Source organism: Terrabacter sp. AAH1 (assembly GCF_054456855.1).
Genome location: NZ_JBTJJV010000008.1, coordinates 1 through 15,459, shown reverse-complemented (window position 1 = coordinate 15,459; position 15,459 = coordinate 1). Strand labels below are relative to the sequence as shown.

Annotated in this window: 14 protein-coding genes; 7 read left to right on the top strand and 7 right to left on the bottom strand. The window is 73.5% G+C overall.

Translation table 11 applies throughout. The annotated features are described in order from the left end of the window. Positions 1 to 3 precede the first annotated feature (3 nt). The 4 genes from ACXR8F_RS13325 to tpx form a co-directional block, all read right to left on the bottom strand. Positions 4 to 375 (bottom strand): cupin domain-containing protein, encoded by a 372-nt coding sequence (locus tag ACXR8F_RS13325; RefSeq protein ID WP_458801116.1) that lies wholly within the window; start codon positions 373 to 375, stop codon positions 4 to 6. Next, on the bottom strand, positions 372 to 1,775 hold the full coding sequence (locus ACXR8F_RS13320) for an FAD-binding oxidoreductase (protein ID WP_458801114.1): 1,404 nt from the start codon (positions 1,773 to 1,775) through the stop codon (positions 372 to 374). The genes ACXR8F_RS13325 and ACXR8F_RS13320 overlap by 4 nt, the downstream gene beginning before the upstream one ends. Before the next feature lie 113 nt (positions 1,776 to 1,888). Next, entirely contained in the window at positions 1,889 to 4,882 is a 2,994-nt protein-coding gene (locus ACXR8F_RS13315; RefSeq protein WP_458801112.1) for a helix-turn-helix transcriptional regulator, read from the bottom strand. A gap of 59 nt (positions 4,883 to 4,941) precedes the next feature. Continuing rightward, positions 4,942 to 5,436 carry a thiol peroxidase gene (gene tpx, locus ACXR8F_RS13310; RefSeq protein ID WP_458801110.1) on the bottom strand — a complete coding sequence of 165 codons (495 nt, stop codon included), beginning with the start codon at positions 5,434 to 5,436 and terminating at the stop codon, positions 4,942 to 4,944. A 31-nt stretch (positions 5,437 to 5,467) separates the two neighbouring features. Here tpx and ACXR8F_RS13305 point away from each other — a divergent pair, with 31 nt between their 5' ends. Further along, the gene (locus ACXR8F_RS13305; protein ID WP_045188608.1) at positions 5,468 to 5,704 is read left to right on the top strand and encodes a hypothetical protein; all 237 of its coding nucleotides are present in this window, start codon (positions 5,468 to 5,470) and stop codon (positions 5,702 to 5,704) included. Between the two features lie 9 nt (positions 5,705 to 5,713). Here ACXR8F_RS13305 and ACXR8F_RS13300 read toward each other — a convergent pair whose 3' ends face one another. Next, a complete protein-coding gene (locus tag ACXR8F_RS13300) occupies positions 5,714 to 6,391 on the bottom strand; it encodes an NADPH-dependent F420 reductase (RefSeq protein WP_045188610.1) in 678 nt (225 codons plus the stop codon). A 90-nt stretch (positions 6,392 to 6,481) separates the two neighbouring features. Here ACXR8F_RS13300 and ACXR8F_RS13295 point away from each other — a divergent pair, with 90 nt between their 5' ends. From ACXR8F_RS13295 to ACXR8F_RS13275, 5 genes are read left to right on the top strand one after another with little or no spacing between them, the layout of a single operon-like run. After that, on the top strand, positions 6,482 to 7,054 hold the full coding sequence (locus ACXR8F_RS13295; RefSeq protein ID WP_458801108.1) for a TetR/AcrR family transcriptional regulator: 573 nt from the start codon (positions 6,482 to 6,484) through the stop codon (positions 7,052 to 7,054). A gap of 53 nt (positions 7,055 to 7,107) precedes the next feature. Then, positions 7,108 to 8,142, top strand: a complete 1,035-nt coding sequence (locus ACXR8F_RS13290) for an aldo/keto reductase (protein WP_458801107.1) — start codon at positions 7,108 to 7,110, stop codon at positions 8,140 to 8,142. Positions 8,143 to 8,152: 10 nt separating this feature from the next. Further along, on the top strand, positions 8,153 to 8,740 hold the full coding sequence (locus ACXR8F_RS13285) for a TetR family transcriptional regulator (RefSeq protein ID WP_458801105.1): 588 nt from the start codon (positions 8,153 to 8,155) through the stop codon (positions 8,738 to 8,740). Between the two features lie 55 nt (positions 8,741 to 8,795). After that, positions 8,796 to 11,621, top strand: a complete 2,826-nt coding sequence (locus tag ACXR8F_RS13280) for an alpha/beta fold hydrolase (RefSeq protein WP_458801103.1) — start codon at positions 8,796 to 8,798, stop codon at positions 11,619 to 11,621. Continuing rightward, positions 11,618 to 12,541, top strand: coding sequence for an ABC transporter permease (locus ACXR8F_RS13275; RefSeq protein WP_052677101.1), 924 nt, complete (start codon positions 11,618 to 11,620; stop codon positions 12,539 to 12,541). Before ACXR8F_RS13280 ends, ACXR8F_RS13275 begins: the two co-directional genes overlap by 4 nt. 24 nt (positions 12,542 to 12,565) lie before the next feature. On the opposite strand, the gene ACXR8F_RS13270 is transcribed toward ACXR8F_RS13275, so the two are convergent. Beyond that, positions 12,566 to 13,438, bottom strand: coding sequence for an LLM class F420-dependent oxidoreductase (locus ACXR8F_RS13270; RefSeq protein WP_458801101.1), 873 nt, complete (start codon positions 13,436 to 13,438; stop codon positions 12,566 to 12,568). Positions 13,439 to 13,506: 68 nt separating this feature from the next. Beyond that, on the bottom strand, positions 13,507 to 14,037 hold the full coding sequence (locus tag ACXR8F_RS13265; RefSeq protein ID WP_045188619.1) for a phosphoribosyltransferase: 531 nt from the start codon (positions 14,035 to 14,037) through the stop codon (positions 13,507 to 13,509). A 142-nt stretch (positions 14,038 to 14,179) separates the two neighbouring features. Between ACXR8F_RS13265 and ACXR8F_RS13260 the strand changes: the two genes are divergently transcribed. Next, positions 14,180 to 15,325 (top strand): aminotransferase class I/II-fold pyridoxal phosphate-dependent enzyme, encoded by a 1,146-nt coding sequence (locus ACXR8F_RS13260; protein WP_458801379.1) that lies wholly within the window; start codon positions 14,180 to 14,182, stop codon positions 15,323 to 15,325. Positions 15,326 to 15,459: the final 134 nt, after the last annotated feature.

The window sequence follows — 15,459 nt, the reverse complement described above, 5'->3', positions numbered from 1 at the left end:
CGGTCAGCCCCCGACGGCCTCGTCGATGCCGATGCGCCGGTCGAAGCCTCCCGGCGCGTGGACGTTGAGCAGGCGAACGGCGGTGTCGCCGCGGTTGTCCAGGGCGTGCGGCGTGTCCTCGGGCACGAGCACGTAGGTGCCGGGGCCGGCCTGCACCTCGCGGGAGGGCGACCCCACCATCACGGACAGCACGCCGTCGAGCACGAGCCACGAGTCGTCCTCGCCGGGGTGGCTGTGACTGCTCACCCCCTGACCCGGTGCCAGCACGACGATGGCGAGGTTGAAGAAGGGCGTGTCGCTGGTGCGAGCCAGGAACTCCACGTTGCCGACCCGCTGGCCGCCACCGGGCTCGACGACGACCACCGGCCGGCTCACCGTGCACCTGCGGGGACGAGAGGCGAGACCGCGGCGGGGACTGCGTCGGGCGTGCCCAGCGGGCCGCCGAAGACGTCGCCGGGATCGACGGCCGCCTTCACGGCGCGCAGGCGGGTGAGGACGTCGGGCGCCCAGGCGCGCGCGAGTGTCGAGCGGTCGCCGCCGAAGTTGACGAGCGTCGTGCCCGTCGACCACGGCGCGAGCGCCTCCACGACGCCACCCGCGAGGGCCGGAGCGACCTCCGCGAGCGGCGGAGGGGCCGGCGCCACGACCGACACGGAGAAGGCACCCTCCCGACCGGCGACGGCGTTCGGCACCGGCGCCGGGCGGCCGAGCGCTCCGCCCATGAGCCGCAGCTCGACCACGGCGAGGGGCACGTCCACGCCCGGCCCGGCGACGGTGAGCAGGGTCTCGACGGCCGCCTCCGGGAGCGACCCCAGCAGGCCTCCGCGCGCCACGGCAGGCATCGGGTCGGTCGGGTCCATGTGGATCGCGTCCACCGCGGCATACGGCATTGGCCCGATCGAGTCGAGGACCGGGGTCGCGACCCGGCGCATCGGCGCGACGAGCCCCGCGACCCGTTCGGCCGGACCGTGGTGGGCGAAGCGGACCGCGAGGCTGACGACGCCGCGCAGCGGTGCGGGGACCTCCGGGACCGCTGGCAGGCGGAGGATCGCGACGGAGGTCGTCACCTCCTCGGGCAGCGTCGGCGCCCAGGCCGACCAGGCGTGGAGCACCCGCGGCGCGTCGTCGGCACTGAAGACCATGGCGCCGCCGGCGAACTCCGGTACCGGCACGAGGTCGAACTCGAGGGCCGTGACGAGGCCGAACGCCGACTGGCCACCGCGCACGGCCCAGAAGAGGTCGGGGTCGGAGTCGGGGCTGACGGTGCGCCGGGCCCCGTCCGCGGTCACCAGGTCGACCGAACGGACCAGGTCCGCCGCGAAGCCGTGCCGTCGTGCGAGGTGACCCATGCCCCCGCCGGTCGTGTAGCCGACGACCCCGACGCCGGACGAGGAACCGGAGAGCGGGGCGAGTCCGTGCGGCGCGGCCGCGTCGATGACCGAGCGCCAGCGCACCCCGGCCTCGACGCGCGCCCGGCGCGCAACCGGGTCGACGTGCACACCCTGCATGGCACGCGTCGTCACGAGCAGGCCTGCGTCGACCGGCCTGCTCGCCCCGTGCCCGGTGGCCTGGACGGCGACCGGCAGACCGTGGGCAGCGGCGTAGCGGACGGCCTCGGCGACGTCGTCGGCGTCCCGCGCCGCGACGACCACCGCCGGGTGGTGCGTCACGGCCCTGTTGAACGCGGCGACCTCCGCCGCGGCCTGTGGGTCCTGACCGTCGAGGACCGTCCCTCTCACCCTGCGGGCGAGCGTCTCGTGTGTGGTGGCCTGCATGTCTTCTCCTCCTCGGGCGCCGCCGCACCGTGCGGTCCGGCGTGTCTCCGACTCTGGGTCTGAGGGGGTGGCCGGCACCTGAGGAGATCGCGCAGTCCTGCGGCGACGGGACCTCAGGGAGGCGTGACCGACCCCTGCACGTCGAGGAGCCCGCGGCGCATCGCGACCGTGACGGCCTCGGTCCGGCTGGAGACGTTGAGCTTGGCCATGAGGTTGCTGAGGTGGACGCTCACCGTCTTCTCGCTGATGAAGAGACGGCGGCCGACCTCGCGGTTGGTCAACCCCTCCGCGACGAGGGCGAGGACGTCCCGCTCTCGGGAGGTGAGCACGGTGCCGGCCGCACCCGACCCGGCTGACGCCGCCGACAGGCGGGACGCCGCGACCGTGCCCGCGATGGCCCGCTGCAGCGGCACCGCGCCGAGGCGCTCGGCGGTCGTGGCGGCCACTGCGATGTGCGCACGGGCGGCATCGCGGTCGCCGGCGTCGGCGTACGCCTCGGCGAGCCGCCACTGGCTGCGTGCCTGCTCGTACACGTGGCCGTAGCCGAAGGCATCGACGGCCGCCAGCCAGGGCTCGACCGCCGGCTCGCCCCGGAGCCGGGCGTGCTCGGCCAGGGCGCGGACGTGCCAGGCGTGGCCCTCGGGCCCGAGGCCGCCGGGACGTCCGCGTCCGCCCTCGACGATCCGCCGCACGCGGTCGCGCAGCCCCTCCCCGCGCTCGAGCGCGCGGGCGACGGCGTCGTCGTCCCGGCGCCCGCGGGCGCCCGCCGCCAGGTCGGCCAGGGCTGCGAGTCCCAGGGCGGAGAGCCACAGCCCGCCGTACATGCCCTCTCCGGCGGTGGTGTCGAGGTGCGCCTGCGCCTGCTCGGCCATCTCGGCAGCCGCGGAGGGGTCGCCGGCCCACGTGAGGCGGTCGGCTTCGCAACCACCGGCCACCAGGCCCACCTGCGGGTCGAGGTGCCAGTCGCGGCGCACGGCACCGAGCTGCTCCCCGGCCTCCGGGAGGCCGAGGGCGACGGACGCGTAGCCACCCACGGCGGCGAGCCGCGCCGCGGCGACCGGTGGTGGCCGTGTCCCGGGGGACCGGGTCGCCTCGATGCTTCCCTGCAGGTCGCCCGAGACGTAGCGCGCGACGGCGTCGAGCAGGCGCAGCTCGATGCCCGGGTGGCTCCAGCGCAGCCCCGTCTCGGCGACCCGGCCCAGCCCCGCGCGCAGCACCGGGAGCGCGGCGGCGACGTCGCCGCCGTAGAAGTGCAGGCTCGCGAGGGTGTAGTGGGCCCGCAGCTCGGCGGCCAGCTCGCCCTCGGTGCGGGCGAGCAGCAGGGCACTGCGGAGCCGGTCGGCGGCGCGGTCCCGGTCACCGTCGACCTCGTCGAGGAAGGCCGCCGTCGTCAAGGCGTCCACCTCGAGCGCCGCGGCCCCGGCGTCCCGCGAGCGCACGATGGCGCGCTCGGCCGGCTGCCGGGCCAGCGAGGTCTGTCGGGCGGCGAGCAGCGCCCGAGCCAGCACGACGTCGGCCAGCGCCCGGGTCCGCGCGTCCACGGCCGGCGCCCGGGCCACCGCCACCGCCTCCTCGGCTGGGCCGACCACCGCGTCGGTGGCATCGGCCGCGACGAGAGCCCGCACGAGCTCCGCCCGCGCGTGCACGGCGGTCGTGGGCTCCTCCGACGTGTCGGCGAGCCGCACCGCCCGGGAGGCCAGCTCCACCGCCCGCGGGCCCTCGCCGGCCAGCCCGGCGGCCCGCGCGGCTCGCACGGTCAGCTCGGCGAGTCCGAGGCCGGTCACGGCGGTCGCGTCGTCGACGGCGGGCCAGACCGACAGCGCGAGCTCGAGGTGCGCGAGTGCCTCGGTCGGGGCGAGCACCCGCATGGCCTCCTCGGCCGCCCGGACCGACCACAGCAGGGTCGCCGGGCCGTCCTGTGCTCGGGCGGCGTGGTGCGCGACCTCGGCAGCTCGCGGTCGGGCGAACGTGTCCGCCGAGAGCGCCGTCGCGTACGCCGAGTGCAGCCGTACGCGTGCACCCGGTAGCAGGTCGTCGTAGGCGGCCGCACGCATGAGGTCGTGCGAGACGGCGTGGTCGCCGCCGGCAGGGGTGAGCACCCCCTCCGCGACCGCCTCCCGCACCGCCCGCTCGAGCTCGACCGGCCCGAGGCCGACGACCTGGCGCAGGAGCCGGTCGGGCACGCTGCGGCGGGCGACCGACACCGCCCCGACCACGGCTCGGGCCTCGTCCGACAGGGCGTCCAGACGTGCAGCGAGGACATCGGCCAGCGCCCGTGAGGAGCGCACGGCCGCAACCGGGTCGGGGTCGCGGTCGAGGTCCACCGCCGTGAGGAGGGTGCGCACGAAGTAGGGATTGCCGCCCGTGCGACGCACGAGCTCGGACGGGAGGTCGGGGTCCGGGCCGCCGGACGTCAGGTGTCCCACCAGGGTGGCGACCTCCGCCTCGTCGAGTGGCTCGACGTCGACGCGGTGCACCCTGGGCAGCCGGGCGAGCTCGCCCACGAGCCGACGCGTCGCGGGCCGTCCGGCGAGCCCGTCGGTGCGGACCGTCGCGACGACGAGGAGGCGCTCGTCCGCGAGTCGCCCGAGCAGGAACCGGAGGAAGGAGGCCGAGGACGGGTCCACCCACTGGAGGTCCTCCACGACGACGGCGACGGGTCCACGATGGCGCGCGAGCTCGGCCAGCAGCTCGGTCAGGGCGTCGAAGACCCGCAACGGGCGGGTCTCGTCGGCCCCGGGGTCACGTGGGTCACGGGGGTCCGTGGACGTCGGCCCGAGTGCGTCGACGAGGGGGGCCGCGGCGAGGAGCCGGCTCACCTCGGCATCGCCGGCGAGCGATCGCACGCCCCGCACGAGGTCGGTGACCACGAGGTGGGGCAGGCCGGTGTCACCGAGGTCGACGCCCTGCGATCGCAGCACGACCGGTGCGGGCGCGCCGGGGTCGTCGAGGAGGGCGCGGACGAGGCGGGACTTGCCGACACCCGCCTCGCCGGTGACGAGCACGGCCCGCGCCCGACCGGCGTCCGCGCTCGCGAGCGCCTCCCGCAGAGCGGTCAGCTCCCGGGCGCGGCCGACGAGGGGGAGGTCGTCCAGGGGTCCGCCCACGCGGGCATCATCGCACCGAACCGCGTCCCACGGACGAGGTCCGGGTCAGCCGACCGCCATCAGCCGAGAGCGGCGATGGCGGCCTCGTAGTCGGGCTCCTGGCCGATCGAGGGCACCAGCTCGGAGTGCAGCACGGTGCCGTCGGTGCCGATGACGACGACCGAGCGCGCGAGCAGCCCGGCGAAGCCGCCGTTCTCCATGCGCACCCCGTAGTCGTAGCCGAAGCTCGACCGGAACGACGACGCGGTGACGACGTTCTCGATGCCCTCGGCGCCGCAGAACCGGTTGAGGGCGAAGGGCAGGTCCGCCGACACGCAGATCACCGTCGTGTTCTCGAGTCCCGCCGCGAGCTCGTTGAACCGGCGCACGCTCGTGGCGCACGTCTTGGTGTCGATGCTCGGGAAGATGTTGAGCACGACGCGTGCGTCGGCGGGCAGGGTCACGTCGTCGGTGAGCGTCGCGCTCGTCAGCGTGAACTTCGGGGCGGTGGTGCCCACCTCGGGCAGCTCGCCGACGGTGTGGACGGTGGTGTCTCCCAGCAAGGTGGTGGCCATGGGTCGTTTCTAACACCCTTAGGTTGGAGGCATGGAATCCGGTGCGGGCTCGCGCTTCGTCATCAACGTGGTGGGGCTGGTCGGCCTCCTCTTCGGCGCGCTCGCGATCGTGCGCTACCTGCTCGACCTGTCGTTCTTCGGCTTCACCACGGCGCCCTACGACTGGCTGCAGCTGACGGGCTTCATGCGCTACGTGCCGCCGCTCATGGTGCTCGTCGTGTGCCTGGCGGCCGCGTACATCCTCGAGCGGCGCACCCAGCACGACTGAGCGCCACCGTCAGCGCACGACCTTGATGTTGAACATCCCGGTGCCGAGGGCGTTCATCGTGCGTAGCCACAGCGGCAGGAGCATCTCGGTGCCGCGGGCGGTCTCGATGCCGCCGAGGTCGATGACGTCGTCGTGACCGAAGTCGGTGAGCAGGGCCGTCACGGTGGCCTTGGCATCCGCGTCGTCGCCGGAGACGAAGACGGTGGTGCTCCGGCCGAGCAGCGTCGGCTCGACCATGAGCGCCGCAGTCAAGGTGTTGAGCGACTTGACGAGGCGCGCCTGCGGGAAGGCCTGCTGGAGCCGCTCGCCGAGCGAGTCGGTGTCCTTGACGAAGAGGCTGGGGGGGAACCCGGCCGAGAAGTCGAGCGGGTTGGAGATGTCGAGGACGACCTTGCCCGCGAGGTGGTCGGCGCCGGCCGCGGTGAGCATGTCGAGCGCGGCGAAGCCGTTGCCCGCCAGGACGATGAGCTCGGCACCGGCCGCAGCCTCGGCGAACGTGGCGAGGGTGACGTCGGCGTGCTCCGCGAGCCAGGCGGCGAACGGCGGGTTGCCCATGCCGTCGGGCTCGGTGCGGGCCAGCGTCTGCTGAGGGTCGCGGGTGCCGACGACGACGGAGTGGCCGTGTCGGGAAAGGGCGCCGGCGAGGGCCTGGCCGACCATGCCGGTGCCGAGAACAGCGATGTCCATGAGAATCCTTCGAGAGGGAGCGATGTGGGCAGACAGGTCTGTCTGCCCTGCGACGTGGACACTAACAGACAGGTCTGTCTATCATCAAGGGTGCCCACTCCCTCCGCTCGTGAACGCATCCTCGACACCGCCTTCGCGCTCTTCTATGCCCGAGGGATCAGAGCGGTCGGCGTCGACCTGATCATCGCCGAGTCGGGCGTGGCCAAGGCGACCTTTTACAAGCACTTCCCGGCCAAGGACGAGCTCGTCCTCGCCTATCTCGACAAGGTCGACGGCGTCTGGACCGGCCAGCTGAAGGCTGCCGCCGCAGCGGCGGGTGAGGCTCCGGCCGAGCAGCTCGTGGGCCTCTTCGACGCCCTCGGCACGGTCTGCCGGCGCGACGGCTACCGCGGCTGCGCCTTCATCAACGCCGCCGCCGAGTCGCAGCCGGGTACGCCCGTGCACGAGCGCACCGTCGCCCACAAGCAGTCCGTCCTCGGCTGGGTTCGTGGCCTCGCCGCCGACGCCGGCGCCGCCGACCCTGACGGCCTGGCCCGCTCGCTCGTCCTGCTCCTCGACGGCGGGCTGGCGGACGGTGCCCTGGCCGCCGACCCGGGGGCCGCGGTGGCGGCTCGCCGCACCGCGGAGCTGCTCGTGGCCGCCGCACTGCCCGTCGCTGCCTAACGAGTATGGTCTGACAGATTTGCGATTCTGTCACTTGTGATCACGCTGGAGTCATGACGACCTCCAGCACCCCCACCGTCCGCCACTCCCTCGACGAACGCCGCCTCGGCGCCGCAGGCCCCACCGTCGCCGGCCTCGGTCTCGGCCTCATGGGCATGTCCGACCTCTACGGCCCGGCTGACGAGGCCGAATCCGTCGCGACGATCCGCGCCGCCCTCGACGCCGGCGTCACCCTGCTCGACACCGGCGACTTCTACGGCATGGGCCACAACGAGCTGCTCCTGCGCGAGGCCCTCCGCGGCCGCGACCGCGAGAACGCCGTCATCAGCGTCAAGTTCGGCGCCCTCCGCGGTCCTGACGGATCGTGGGGCGGCATCGACACGCGCCCAGCCGCCGTCAAGAACTTCCTCGGCTACACGCTGCAGCGCCTCGGCACCGACCACGTCGACATCTACCGCCCGGCCCGGTTCGACCCCGAGGTCCCCATCGAGGAGACCGTCGGCGCGCTCGCCGACCTCGTGCAGGCCGGGTGGATCCGGCACATCGGCCTCTCCGAGGTCGGTGCCGACACGCTGCGCCGGGCCGCCGCGGTGCACCCCATCGCCGACCTGCAGATCGAGTACTCCCTGCTCTCGCGAGGCATCGAGACCGACATCCTGCCGACGGCACGCGAGCTCGGTGTCGGCGTCACGGCATACGGCGTGCTCTCGCGCGGCCTGCTCTCGGGCCACTGGAGCGCCGACCGCGACGTGCGCGACCCGCGTGACTTCAGGGCCCACCTGCCGCGCTTCACCGGCGAGAACCTCGAGGCCAACCTCCGTCTCGTCGAGGCGCTCCGCGAGGTCGCCGAGGCGCGTGGCGCCACCGTCGCCCAGGTCGCGATCGCGTGGGTCGCCTCACGGGGCGACGACATCGTCCCCCTCGTCGGCGCCCGCACCCGGTCGCGCCTCAGCGAGTCCCTGGGCTCCACCACGCTGGAGCTGACCCGCGACGACCTCGCCGCCATCGAGGCTGCCGTGCCGGCCGACGCCGTCGCCGGCAGCCGCTACGACGCGATGCAGATGTCCTTCCTCGACAGCGAGAAGTAAGTTGCCGTCCGTGACCGAGCCGTTGACCGCCGAGAGCATCCTCGACACCGCCGAGGAGGTGCTGCGCCGCTTCGGGCCCGCCAAGACGACCGTCGTCGACGTCGCCCGAGCCCTCGACGTCAGCCACGGCTCGGTCTACCGGCACTTCGGCAGCAAGGCCGCGCTGCGCGACGCCGTCACGCGGCGATGGCTCGAGCGGGTGTCAGCGCCCCTCGCCGAGCTCGTCGACGGGCCGGGGGAGGCGTCGGCGCGGCTGCGCGCCTGGGTGCACCGGCTCGCCGCGACGAAACAGGGCATCGCTCGGGAGGACCCCGAGCTGTTCGCGACCTTCCGCAAGGTCACCGACGAGGCCGGCGAGGTGGTCGACGCCCACGTCGCCCACCTCGCCGCCCAGCTCGCCGCCATCGTGACCTCGGGGGTCGAGGCGGGCGAGCTCAGCGTCGACGACCCTGCCGCAGCGGGGCTCGCCGTGCTCCAGGCGACGGCGGTCTTCCACCACCCCGCACATGCCGACGAGTGGCGCCGCGAGGGGCTCGACGGCCAGCTCGACGCCGTCCTCGACCTGGTCGTCGACGGCCTTCGGACCCGTCCCGCCTGACCCAACCCTCGACGGACCGCGACCGCTCCGCTGGTACGCGTGATGTGATGTGGGCATGTTGCCCCGGGCACCCCTCCTCGCCGCGCTCGTCCTCGCGACCGGCCTGGGGTCGGGGCTCGCCGCAGCGCCCGCCCACGCGGCCCCGGCGTTCAGTGCCCCACCGGCCGCCGACGGTGCCACGCCCGAGGTGTCGAGCGTGCCGGTCGGGGCCGAGCCCGACGGCACCGCCGTCAACCTCGACGTCTCGATCTGGCCCCAGGCGGCGGGCCGGCACCCGGTGGTGCTGCTCGCCCACGGCTTCGGCGGCACCAAGGACTCGGTGACAGCACAGGCCGACGAGCTGAACGCGCGCGGCTACGTGGTGGTCACGTGGAGCGCCCGCGGTCACGGCCGCTCCGGTGGGCGCATCCACCTCAACGACCCGGCATACGAGATCGCCGACGCGAAGAGGCTGCTCGACCTCGCCGCCAGGCGCGCCGACGTCGAGCTCGACGCGACCGGCGACCCGCGCGCCGGCGTCATGGGCGCCTCCTACGGCGGCGCACTCGGCCTCATGCTCGCCGGCACCGACCGTCGCGTCGACGGTGTCGTCTCGGCGATCACGTGGAACGACCTCGCCGACGCCTTCTTCCCGCAGTCGGCGGTGACGACGCCGTCCACGACGGCCGCCGGACGCCGCCCGGTCGACGGACCGGGCCCGTTCAAGCAGGTCTGGGCCACGAACTTCTTCCTGTCGGCGCTGCGCGGCGGTGGCGGGGCGGGAGCCACCGACTGCGGCCGCTTCGACCCGACGATCTGCCGTCTCTTCGTCCAGACGTCCGAGACCGGCGCACCGCCGCCGCAGCTGACCGCCCTGCTTCGCGCCCACAGCCCCAAGCCGACGATGAACGCGGTCACCGCTCCGACGTTCCTCGTCCAGGGCGTCGGCGACTCCCTCTTCGGTCTCGACCAGGCCGACGCCACCGCGTCGGCGCTCGCGGCCAAGGGCACGCCGTATGCCGTCAGGTGGAGCGACGGGGGCCACGACGCCCCCAGCTCGCACGAGGCGGAGGAGGTCGAGGCCTCCTACACGTGGCTCGACCACTACGTGCGCGACAAGGCCGGGCCTGAATCCGCCTTGCCCACAGCCGCTTTCACCTACGGCACGCGCAACACGCGTCCGAACGCGCCGACGACCCTGCACACGCTGCCGGCCTACCCGGGGCTGTCGGGCTCGAAGGTCGAGACGCGCGAGCTGCCGCTCTCGACGGCGTCGGGTGCGCTGCTGCACCCGCCCGGTGGTCAGCCGGCATCGCTCATCGCCGTGCCCGGGCTCGCCGCCCTCGGGATCACCGTCTCGACGTACCAGATCGCCGCTCTGCCAGGACAGTCCGCCGCTCTCGACTCCCGGCCGATCAGCGAGGCGGCGACCGTCGTCGGGTCGCCGACGATGCGGTTCACCGTGACCTCCGACAGCACCGACGTGACCCTCTTCGCCTCCGTCTGGCGCGTCACCGGTGGGTCCGTGACCCTCACCAACCCGCTCGTGGCGCCGATCCGCCTCACGGTGACCCCAGGCAGGCCCACGCCCGTGACGATCTCGCTGCCGCCCGCGACCTACGTCATGCCGGCCGGCACCCGCTGGCGCGTGCTGCTCACGAGCACCGAGTCGACCTTCTCCAACTCGCGCACGCCCGGGCGCCTGCTCATCGGCGACGCGTCGGCGATCACGCTGCCCGTGGCCTCCGGAGCCGAGGTCGGCGGTGCCGTGGCCGTCGGCGTCGACACCGAGACCATCCTCGCGAGCGGCGTGCTCGCGGCCCTGCTCCTCGTGGCCCTCGTCGGCTGGCTGCTGCGTCGTCGCCGTCGCCGGCTGCTGCCGTCGCGTCCCGACCTCGCCGACGTGCCGCTCGTCGTCGAGGGGCTCGTCAAGACCTACTCCGACGGGCACCGCGCCGTCGACGACGTGTCGTGGCGCGCCGAGAAGGGCCAGGTCGTCGGCCTGCTCGGGCCCAACGGAGCCGGCAAGACGACGACGATGCGCATGGTCATGGGGCTCATCTCCTCCGACGCCGGCAGCGTGCACGTGCTCGGCGAGCCGGTGACCGCGGGCTCCACCGTGCTCGGTCGGGTCGGGGCGCTCATCGAGGGGCCCGGCTTCCTGCCGCACCTCACCGGGCGCCAGAACCTCGAGGCCTACTGGTCGGCCACCGGCCGCGACCCCGCCGACGCCCACTTCGACGAGGCGCTCGAGGTGGCTGCCCTCGGCGGCGCCGTCGACCGGCCGGTGAAGTCCTACAGCCACGGCATGAAGCAGCGACTCGGCATCGCGCAGGCGATGCTCGGGCTGCCCGAGCTGCTCATCCTCGACGAGCCGACCAACGGCCTCGACCCGCCGCAGATCGCGGCCATGCGACCGATCCTGCGGCGCTACGCCGAGACCGGGCGCACCGTCGTCGTGTCGAGCCACATGCTCGCCGAGGTCGAGATGACCTGCACCCACGTCGTCGTCATGCACGCCGGACGCGTCGTGACCCAGGGCCCCGTCGCCGACCTCGTCGACAGCGACGACACGACCATCCTCGACCTGCCCGAGCACGTCGCGCACGAGGTCGTCAACGCCGGCGTGCACGCCCTGGAGGCGGCCGACGGCATCGCCGAGGTGCGCGTCGACACCCCGACCCGGCTCGTCGTGGTCGCCGACCGCGGTCGCGCCGAGGTCGTCTCAGCGGCCGTCGCGGCGGGTCTGCCCGTCGTCGGTGTCAGCAGCAGGCGCCACCTCGAGGAGGTCTTCCTCGGGGTCATCTCGTCGGCGACCGGCTCGGCCGGAGCCGGCGCAGGCGAACCCGGAGACCAGGGAGCCTCCCTCATCGAACGACTGAGGCAGGTGAGGGCGCGATGACCCACCAACCCGAGCACACCGCGGCACCCACTCCGGGCGAGGCGCTGCTCGACGCCATCGAGCCCGGCGCGGCACCGAGCGCCGAGACGACCTTCGTTCGCGACCCGCTCTCGTGGCGGGCCGAGCTGCGGCGCCAGTGGGGGCGACGGCGTACGACCTGGGCGTTCGGTCTGCTGCTCGCGCTGCCGCTCGTGCTCGTCGCGTCGTTCGCGTTCGGGCAGCGCAGCAACAACAACCGCGGCGGCACGACGACCCGCATCTTCGACCTCGCCCAGAGCGGCGCCGCGAACTTCAGCCTCGTGCTCGTCTTCCTCGCGTCGGAGCTGCTGCTCGTGCTGCTCGCCGCGCTGTTCTGCGGAGACGCCGTGCCGTCCGAGGCGTCGTGGTCGTCGCTGCGCTACCTGCTCATCGCGCCGGTGCAGCGGGCCCGGCTGCTGACGAGCAAGCTCGTCATCGGGGTCGCCTCGACGCTCGCCGCCACGATCCTGCTGCCGGCGTGGGGGTTGCTCGTCGGCGGCATCGCCTACGGGTGGGAGCCGCTGACCAACCCGATCGGCGAGAACCTCGAGTGGGGGCAGTTCCTGCCGCGGCTCGCACTGGCGATGGGCTACATCTTCGTGACGCTGCTGCCGATCGGCGCCATCGCCTTCTGGCTCGGCACGCGCTCCGACGCGCCCCTCGCCGCGGTCGGCGGAGCCGTGCTCTTCAGCATCCTGCTCAACATCCTCGACCAGCTCGACGCGCTCGACCCCTACCGCAACGCCTTTCCGGGCCACTACTCCCGCGAGTGGCAGGACGCCCTCGCGGTGTCGCCCGACTGGAACGACATGGCGCACGGCGTGCTGTGGTCCCTCGTCTGGGCCGTCGCCTTCACGATGCTCGCCTACCGCCGGTTCCGGCGGTCCGACATCCTGAGCTGACGCCGGCGCCGGAAACGGCGCGGCTCAGAGCTTCTTCGCCTCGGGGATGATGCGCTCGCCGAAGATCTCGAGCCAGTCGGTGCGCGAGCCGTCGCCGCCGATGGAGTGCACGTGCGTGACGCCGAGCGCCGCGAGCTCGCCCAGGTGCTCGAGGGTCGCGTCGACGTTCGCGCCGTCGGGGCCCGGGTCGATGCGGCTCATGACCGTCTTCTCGATCTCGTCGTAGTCGCGGCCGAGCGCCTCGCAGTGACCGCGCAGCACCTCGAGCTTGTGGGCCAGGTCCGGGGAGTCGAAGAGGTTGCACGCCTGGGCGTACTGCGCCACCATCCGCAGCGTCTTCTTCTCGCCACCACCGCCGATGAGGATCGGCGGGTGCGGCCGCTGCACCGACTGCGGCGAGTTGAGGGTGCTGCCGAGGCGGTAGTGCTTGCCCTCGTAGGGCTCGTCGCTGTCGCTCCACATCTGCAGGCAGATCTGCAGCGTCTCCTCGAGCCGCTCGAAGCGCTCGGCCGTCGGCGGGAACGACAGGCCGAGCCCGACGCACTCCTCCTCGTTCCAGGCGGCGCCGATGCCCAGCCAGGCCCGGCCCTTCGACAGCACGTCGAGCGTCGTGACCTCCTTGGCGAGCAGGCCCGGCTCGCGGTAGACGGCGGCCGTCACCCAGGCGAGCAGCTCCACCCGCTCGGTGACCGCGGCGAGGAAGCCCAGGGCCGTGTAGGCCTCGAGCATCTCGTGCTCCTTCGGCCCGACGCCCCGGATCTGCCAGACGTGGTCCATCACCGAGAGCTTGGTGAAGCCGACGTCCTCGGCGGTGCGTGACGTGCGCACGAGGTCGTCGACGAAGGTCGCGGAGCCGCCGCTCCACGTGAAGTTGGCGAGGTGCAGTCCGAGGTCCATGACTCGCACACTACGTGCGTGAGGCGGCCGACGCTTCCAGCCGACTCACAGCCTCGGTCGGGCACCGGTCACTCGGCGTCGGCGGTCCCGACCTGCGACCCCGACACGGGAGGCTCCGCCGACCACGGGAAGACGATCCACTGGTCCGTCTCGCGCCAGACGTAGTCGGGCGTCACGACCGACCTCGACTTGCCGTAGATCACGGCGCTGCGCGCCTCGGCCCCGTGCTCCTGGAGCAGGTCCAGCACGAGGGCCAGGGTGCGACCCGAGTCGGCGACGTCGTCGACGACGAGGATCCGGCGGCCCTTGATGCTCTCGGTGTCGAGGTGCGGGGCGAGCAGCACCGGGTCGGGCAACGTCTCCTCGACGTCGGTGTAGAACTCCACGTTGATGGCGTCGGTGAGCTTGATGCCGAGGGCGTAGGAGAGGCCGCCGCCCGGGATGAGCCCGCCGCGGGCCACCGCCACGAGGATCTCGGGGCGGAAGCTCGAGTCGGCGACGAGCGTCGCGAGCTCACGGATGGCGGTGCCGAAGCCCTCCCACGTCAGCACCTCCTTGTCGACCAGGGCGGAGGAGTCGGCGTGGTAGGCGGTGGTCATGGACCGAGGCTAGCCACCCCGGGTGAACACCGTGTTTCCCGGTGGTCCGGCTCGTCGGCCCGTCGGGCAGACTGGCCGGGTGAGCCAACCGCCCCGTCTCCTCGGTCCGTCCCGGCGCTCGCAGGTGCCGCCGTTCGAGGTGATGGACGTGCTCAACCGGGTCGCTGTGCTCCGCGCCGCGGGGCGCGACGTCGTCTCGCTGTGCGCCGGCGAGCCGTCCGGCGGGGCGCCGTCGCTCGTCTCCGAGGCGGCCGCTCGCATCCACGCCTCCGGCCGGGCGCTCACCTACACCTCCGCGCTGGGCATCCACGAGCTGCGCGCCGAGATCGCCGCGCACTACCGGCGCTGGTACGACCTCGACGTCGACCCGGCCAGGGTCGCGATCACGACCGGCTCGTCGGGCGGATTCGTGCTGGCCTTCCTCGCGGCGTTCGAGGCGGGCGACCGGGTGGCCCTCGCCCGGCCCGGCTACCCCGCCTACCGCAACATCCTCACCTCGCTCGGCTGCGAGGTCGTCGAGATCGACTGCGGACCTGACACGCGCTACCAGCCGACACCCGAGCTGCTGGATGCGGCGCAGGTGGACGGCCCGCTCGCCGGACTGATCGTCGCGTCGCCCGCCAACCCGACCGGCACGATGGTCGACCGTGCCGAGCTGGCGGCGATCACGGGCTGGTGCGCCGCCAACGGCGTCCGGCTCGTCAGCGACGAGATCTACCACGGGGTCACCTACCCCGAGCCGGGCTCGCCCGACCCGCGCGGCGTCTGCGCGTGGGAGACCGACGACGCCTCGGTCGTGGTCTCGTCGTTCAGCAAGTACTGGGGCATGACGGGCTGGCGCCTGGGCTGGCTGCTGCTGCCCGAGGACCTCGCGCGCCCCGTCGACGCGCTCGCCGGCAACGTCGCGCTCTGCCCGCCCGCCCCGGCGCAGTATGCCGCCGTGTCGGCTTTCGCGGAGGAGTCCTACCGTGAGTGCGACGAGGCGGTGGAGGAGTTCGCGCGCACGCGGAGGCTGCTGCTGCACCATGCGGCCCGACTCGGGTGGGGCGACTCGGCACCACCCGACGGCGCGTTCTACTACTGGGCCGACCTCGGCCCGCTGCTCGAGCGCTGGGGGAGCTCGGCGGCATACGCCCGGGCCCTGCTGGAGGACGTCGGCGTCGCCATCACTCCGGGCGGCGACTTCGACGACCGTGCCGGCGGTCGCTCGGTACGGCTCAGCTTCGCGGCCGGCAGCACCGCCGTCGGCGAGGCGATCGACCGGATCGAGGCCTTCAACGCGCGGTGAGCCGCTAGCGTCCCGTCAGTGTCAGGGTGACAGCACCGCTCACGCGGTGGTTGGGTCCTGATCATCGGTTGTCTGGCTCATAGCGTCGGTGCCGCCCTTGGGTTGGCGTTCATGCGTTTTGCCGGCGACCGGTG

Bases quoted from the DNA above. Each gene is read 5' to 3' on its own strand.
- ACXR8F_RS13290 (WP_458801107.1), top strand. From the start codon at position 7,108: ATGACGACCTCCAGCACCCCCACCGTCCGCCACTCCCTCGACGAACGC.
- ACXR8F_RS13300 (WP_045188610.1), bottom strand. From the start codon at position 6,391: ATGGACATCGCTGTTCTCGGCACCGGCATGGTCGGCCAGGCCCTCGCC.
- ACXR8F_RS13260 (WP_458801379.1), top strand. From the start codon at position 14,180: ATGGACGTGCTCAACCGGGTCGCTGTGCTCCGCGCCGCGGGGCGCGAC.
- tpx (WP_458801110.1), bottom strand. From the start codon at position 5,436: ATGGCCACCACCTTGCTGGGAGACACCACCGTCCACACCGTCGGCGAG.
- ACXR8F_RS13270 (WP_458801101.1), bottom strand. From the start codon at position 13,438: ATGGACCTCGGACTGCACCTCGCCAACTTCACGTGGAGCGGCGGCTCC.
- ACXR8F_RS13305 (WP_045188608.1), top strand. From the start codon at position 5,468: ATGGAATCCGGTGCGGGCTCGCGCTTCGTCATCAACGTGGTGGGGCTG.
- ACXR8F_RS13265 (WP_045188619.1), bottom strand. From the start codon at position 14,037: ATGACCACCGCCTACCACGCCGACTCCTCCGCCCTGGTCGACAAGGAG.
- ACXR8F_RS13280 (WP_458801103.1), top strand. From the start codon at position 8,796: ATGTTGCCCCGGGCACCCCTCCTCGCCGCGCTCGTCCTCGCGACCGGC.
- ACXR8F_RS13320 (WP_458801114.1), bottom strand. From the start codon at position 1,775: ATGCAGGCCACCACACACGAGACGCTCGCCCGCAGGGTGAGAGGGACG.
- ACXR8F_RS13275 (WP_052677101.1), top strand. From the start codon at position 11,618: ATGACCCACCAACCCGAGCACACCGCGGCACCCACTCCGGGCGAGGCG.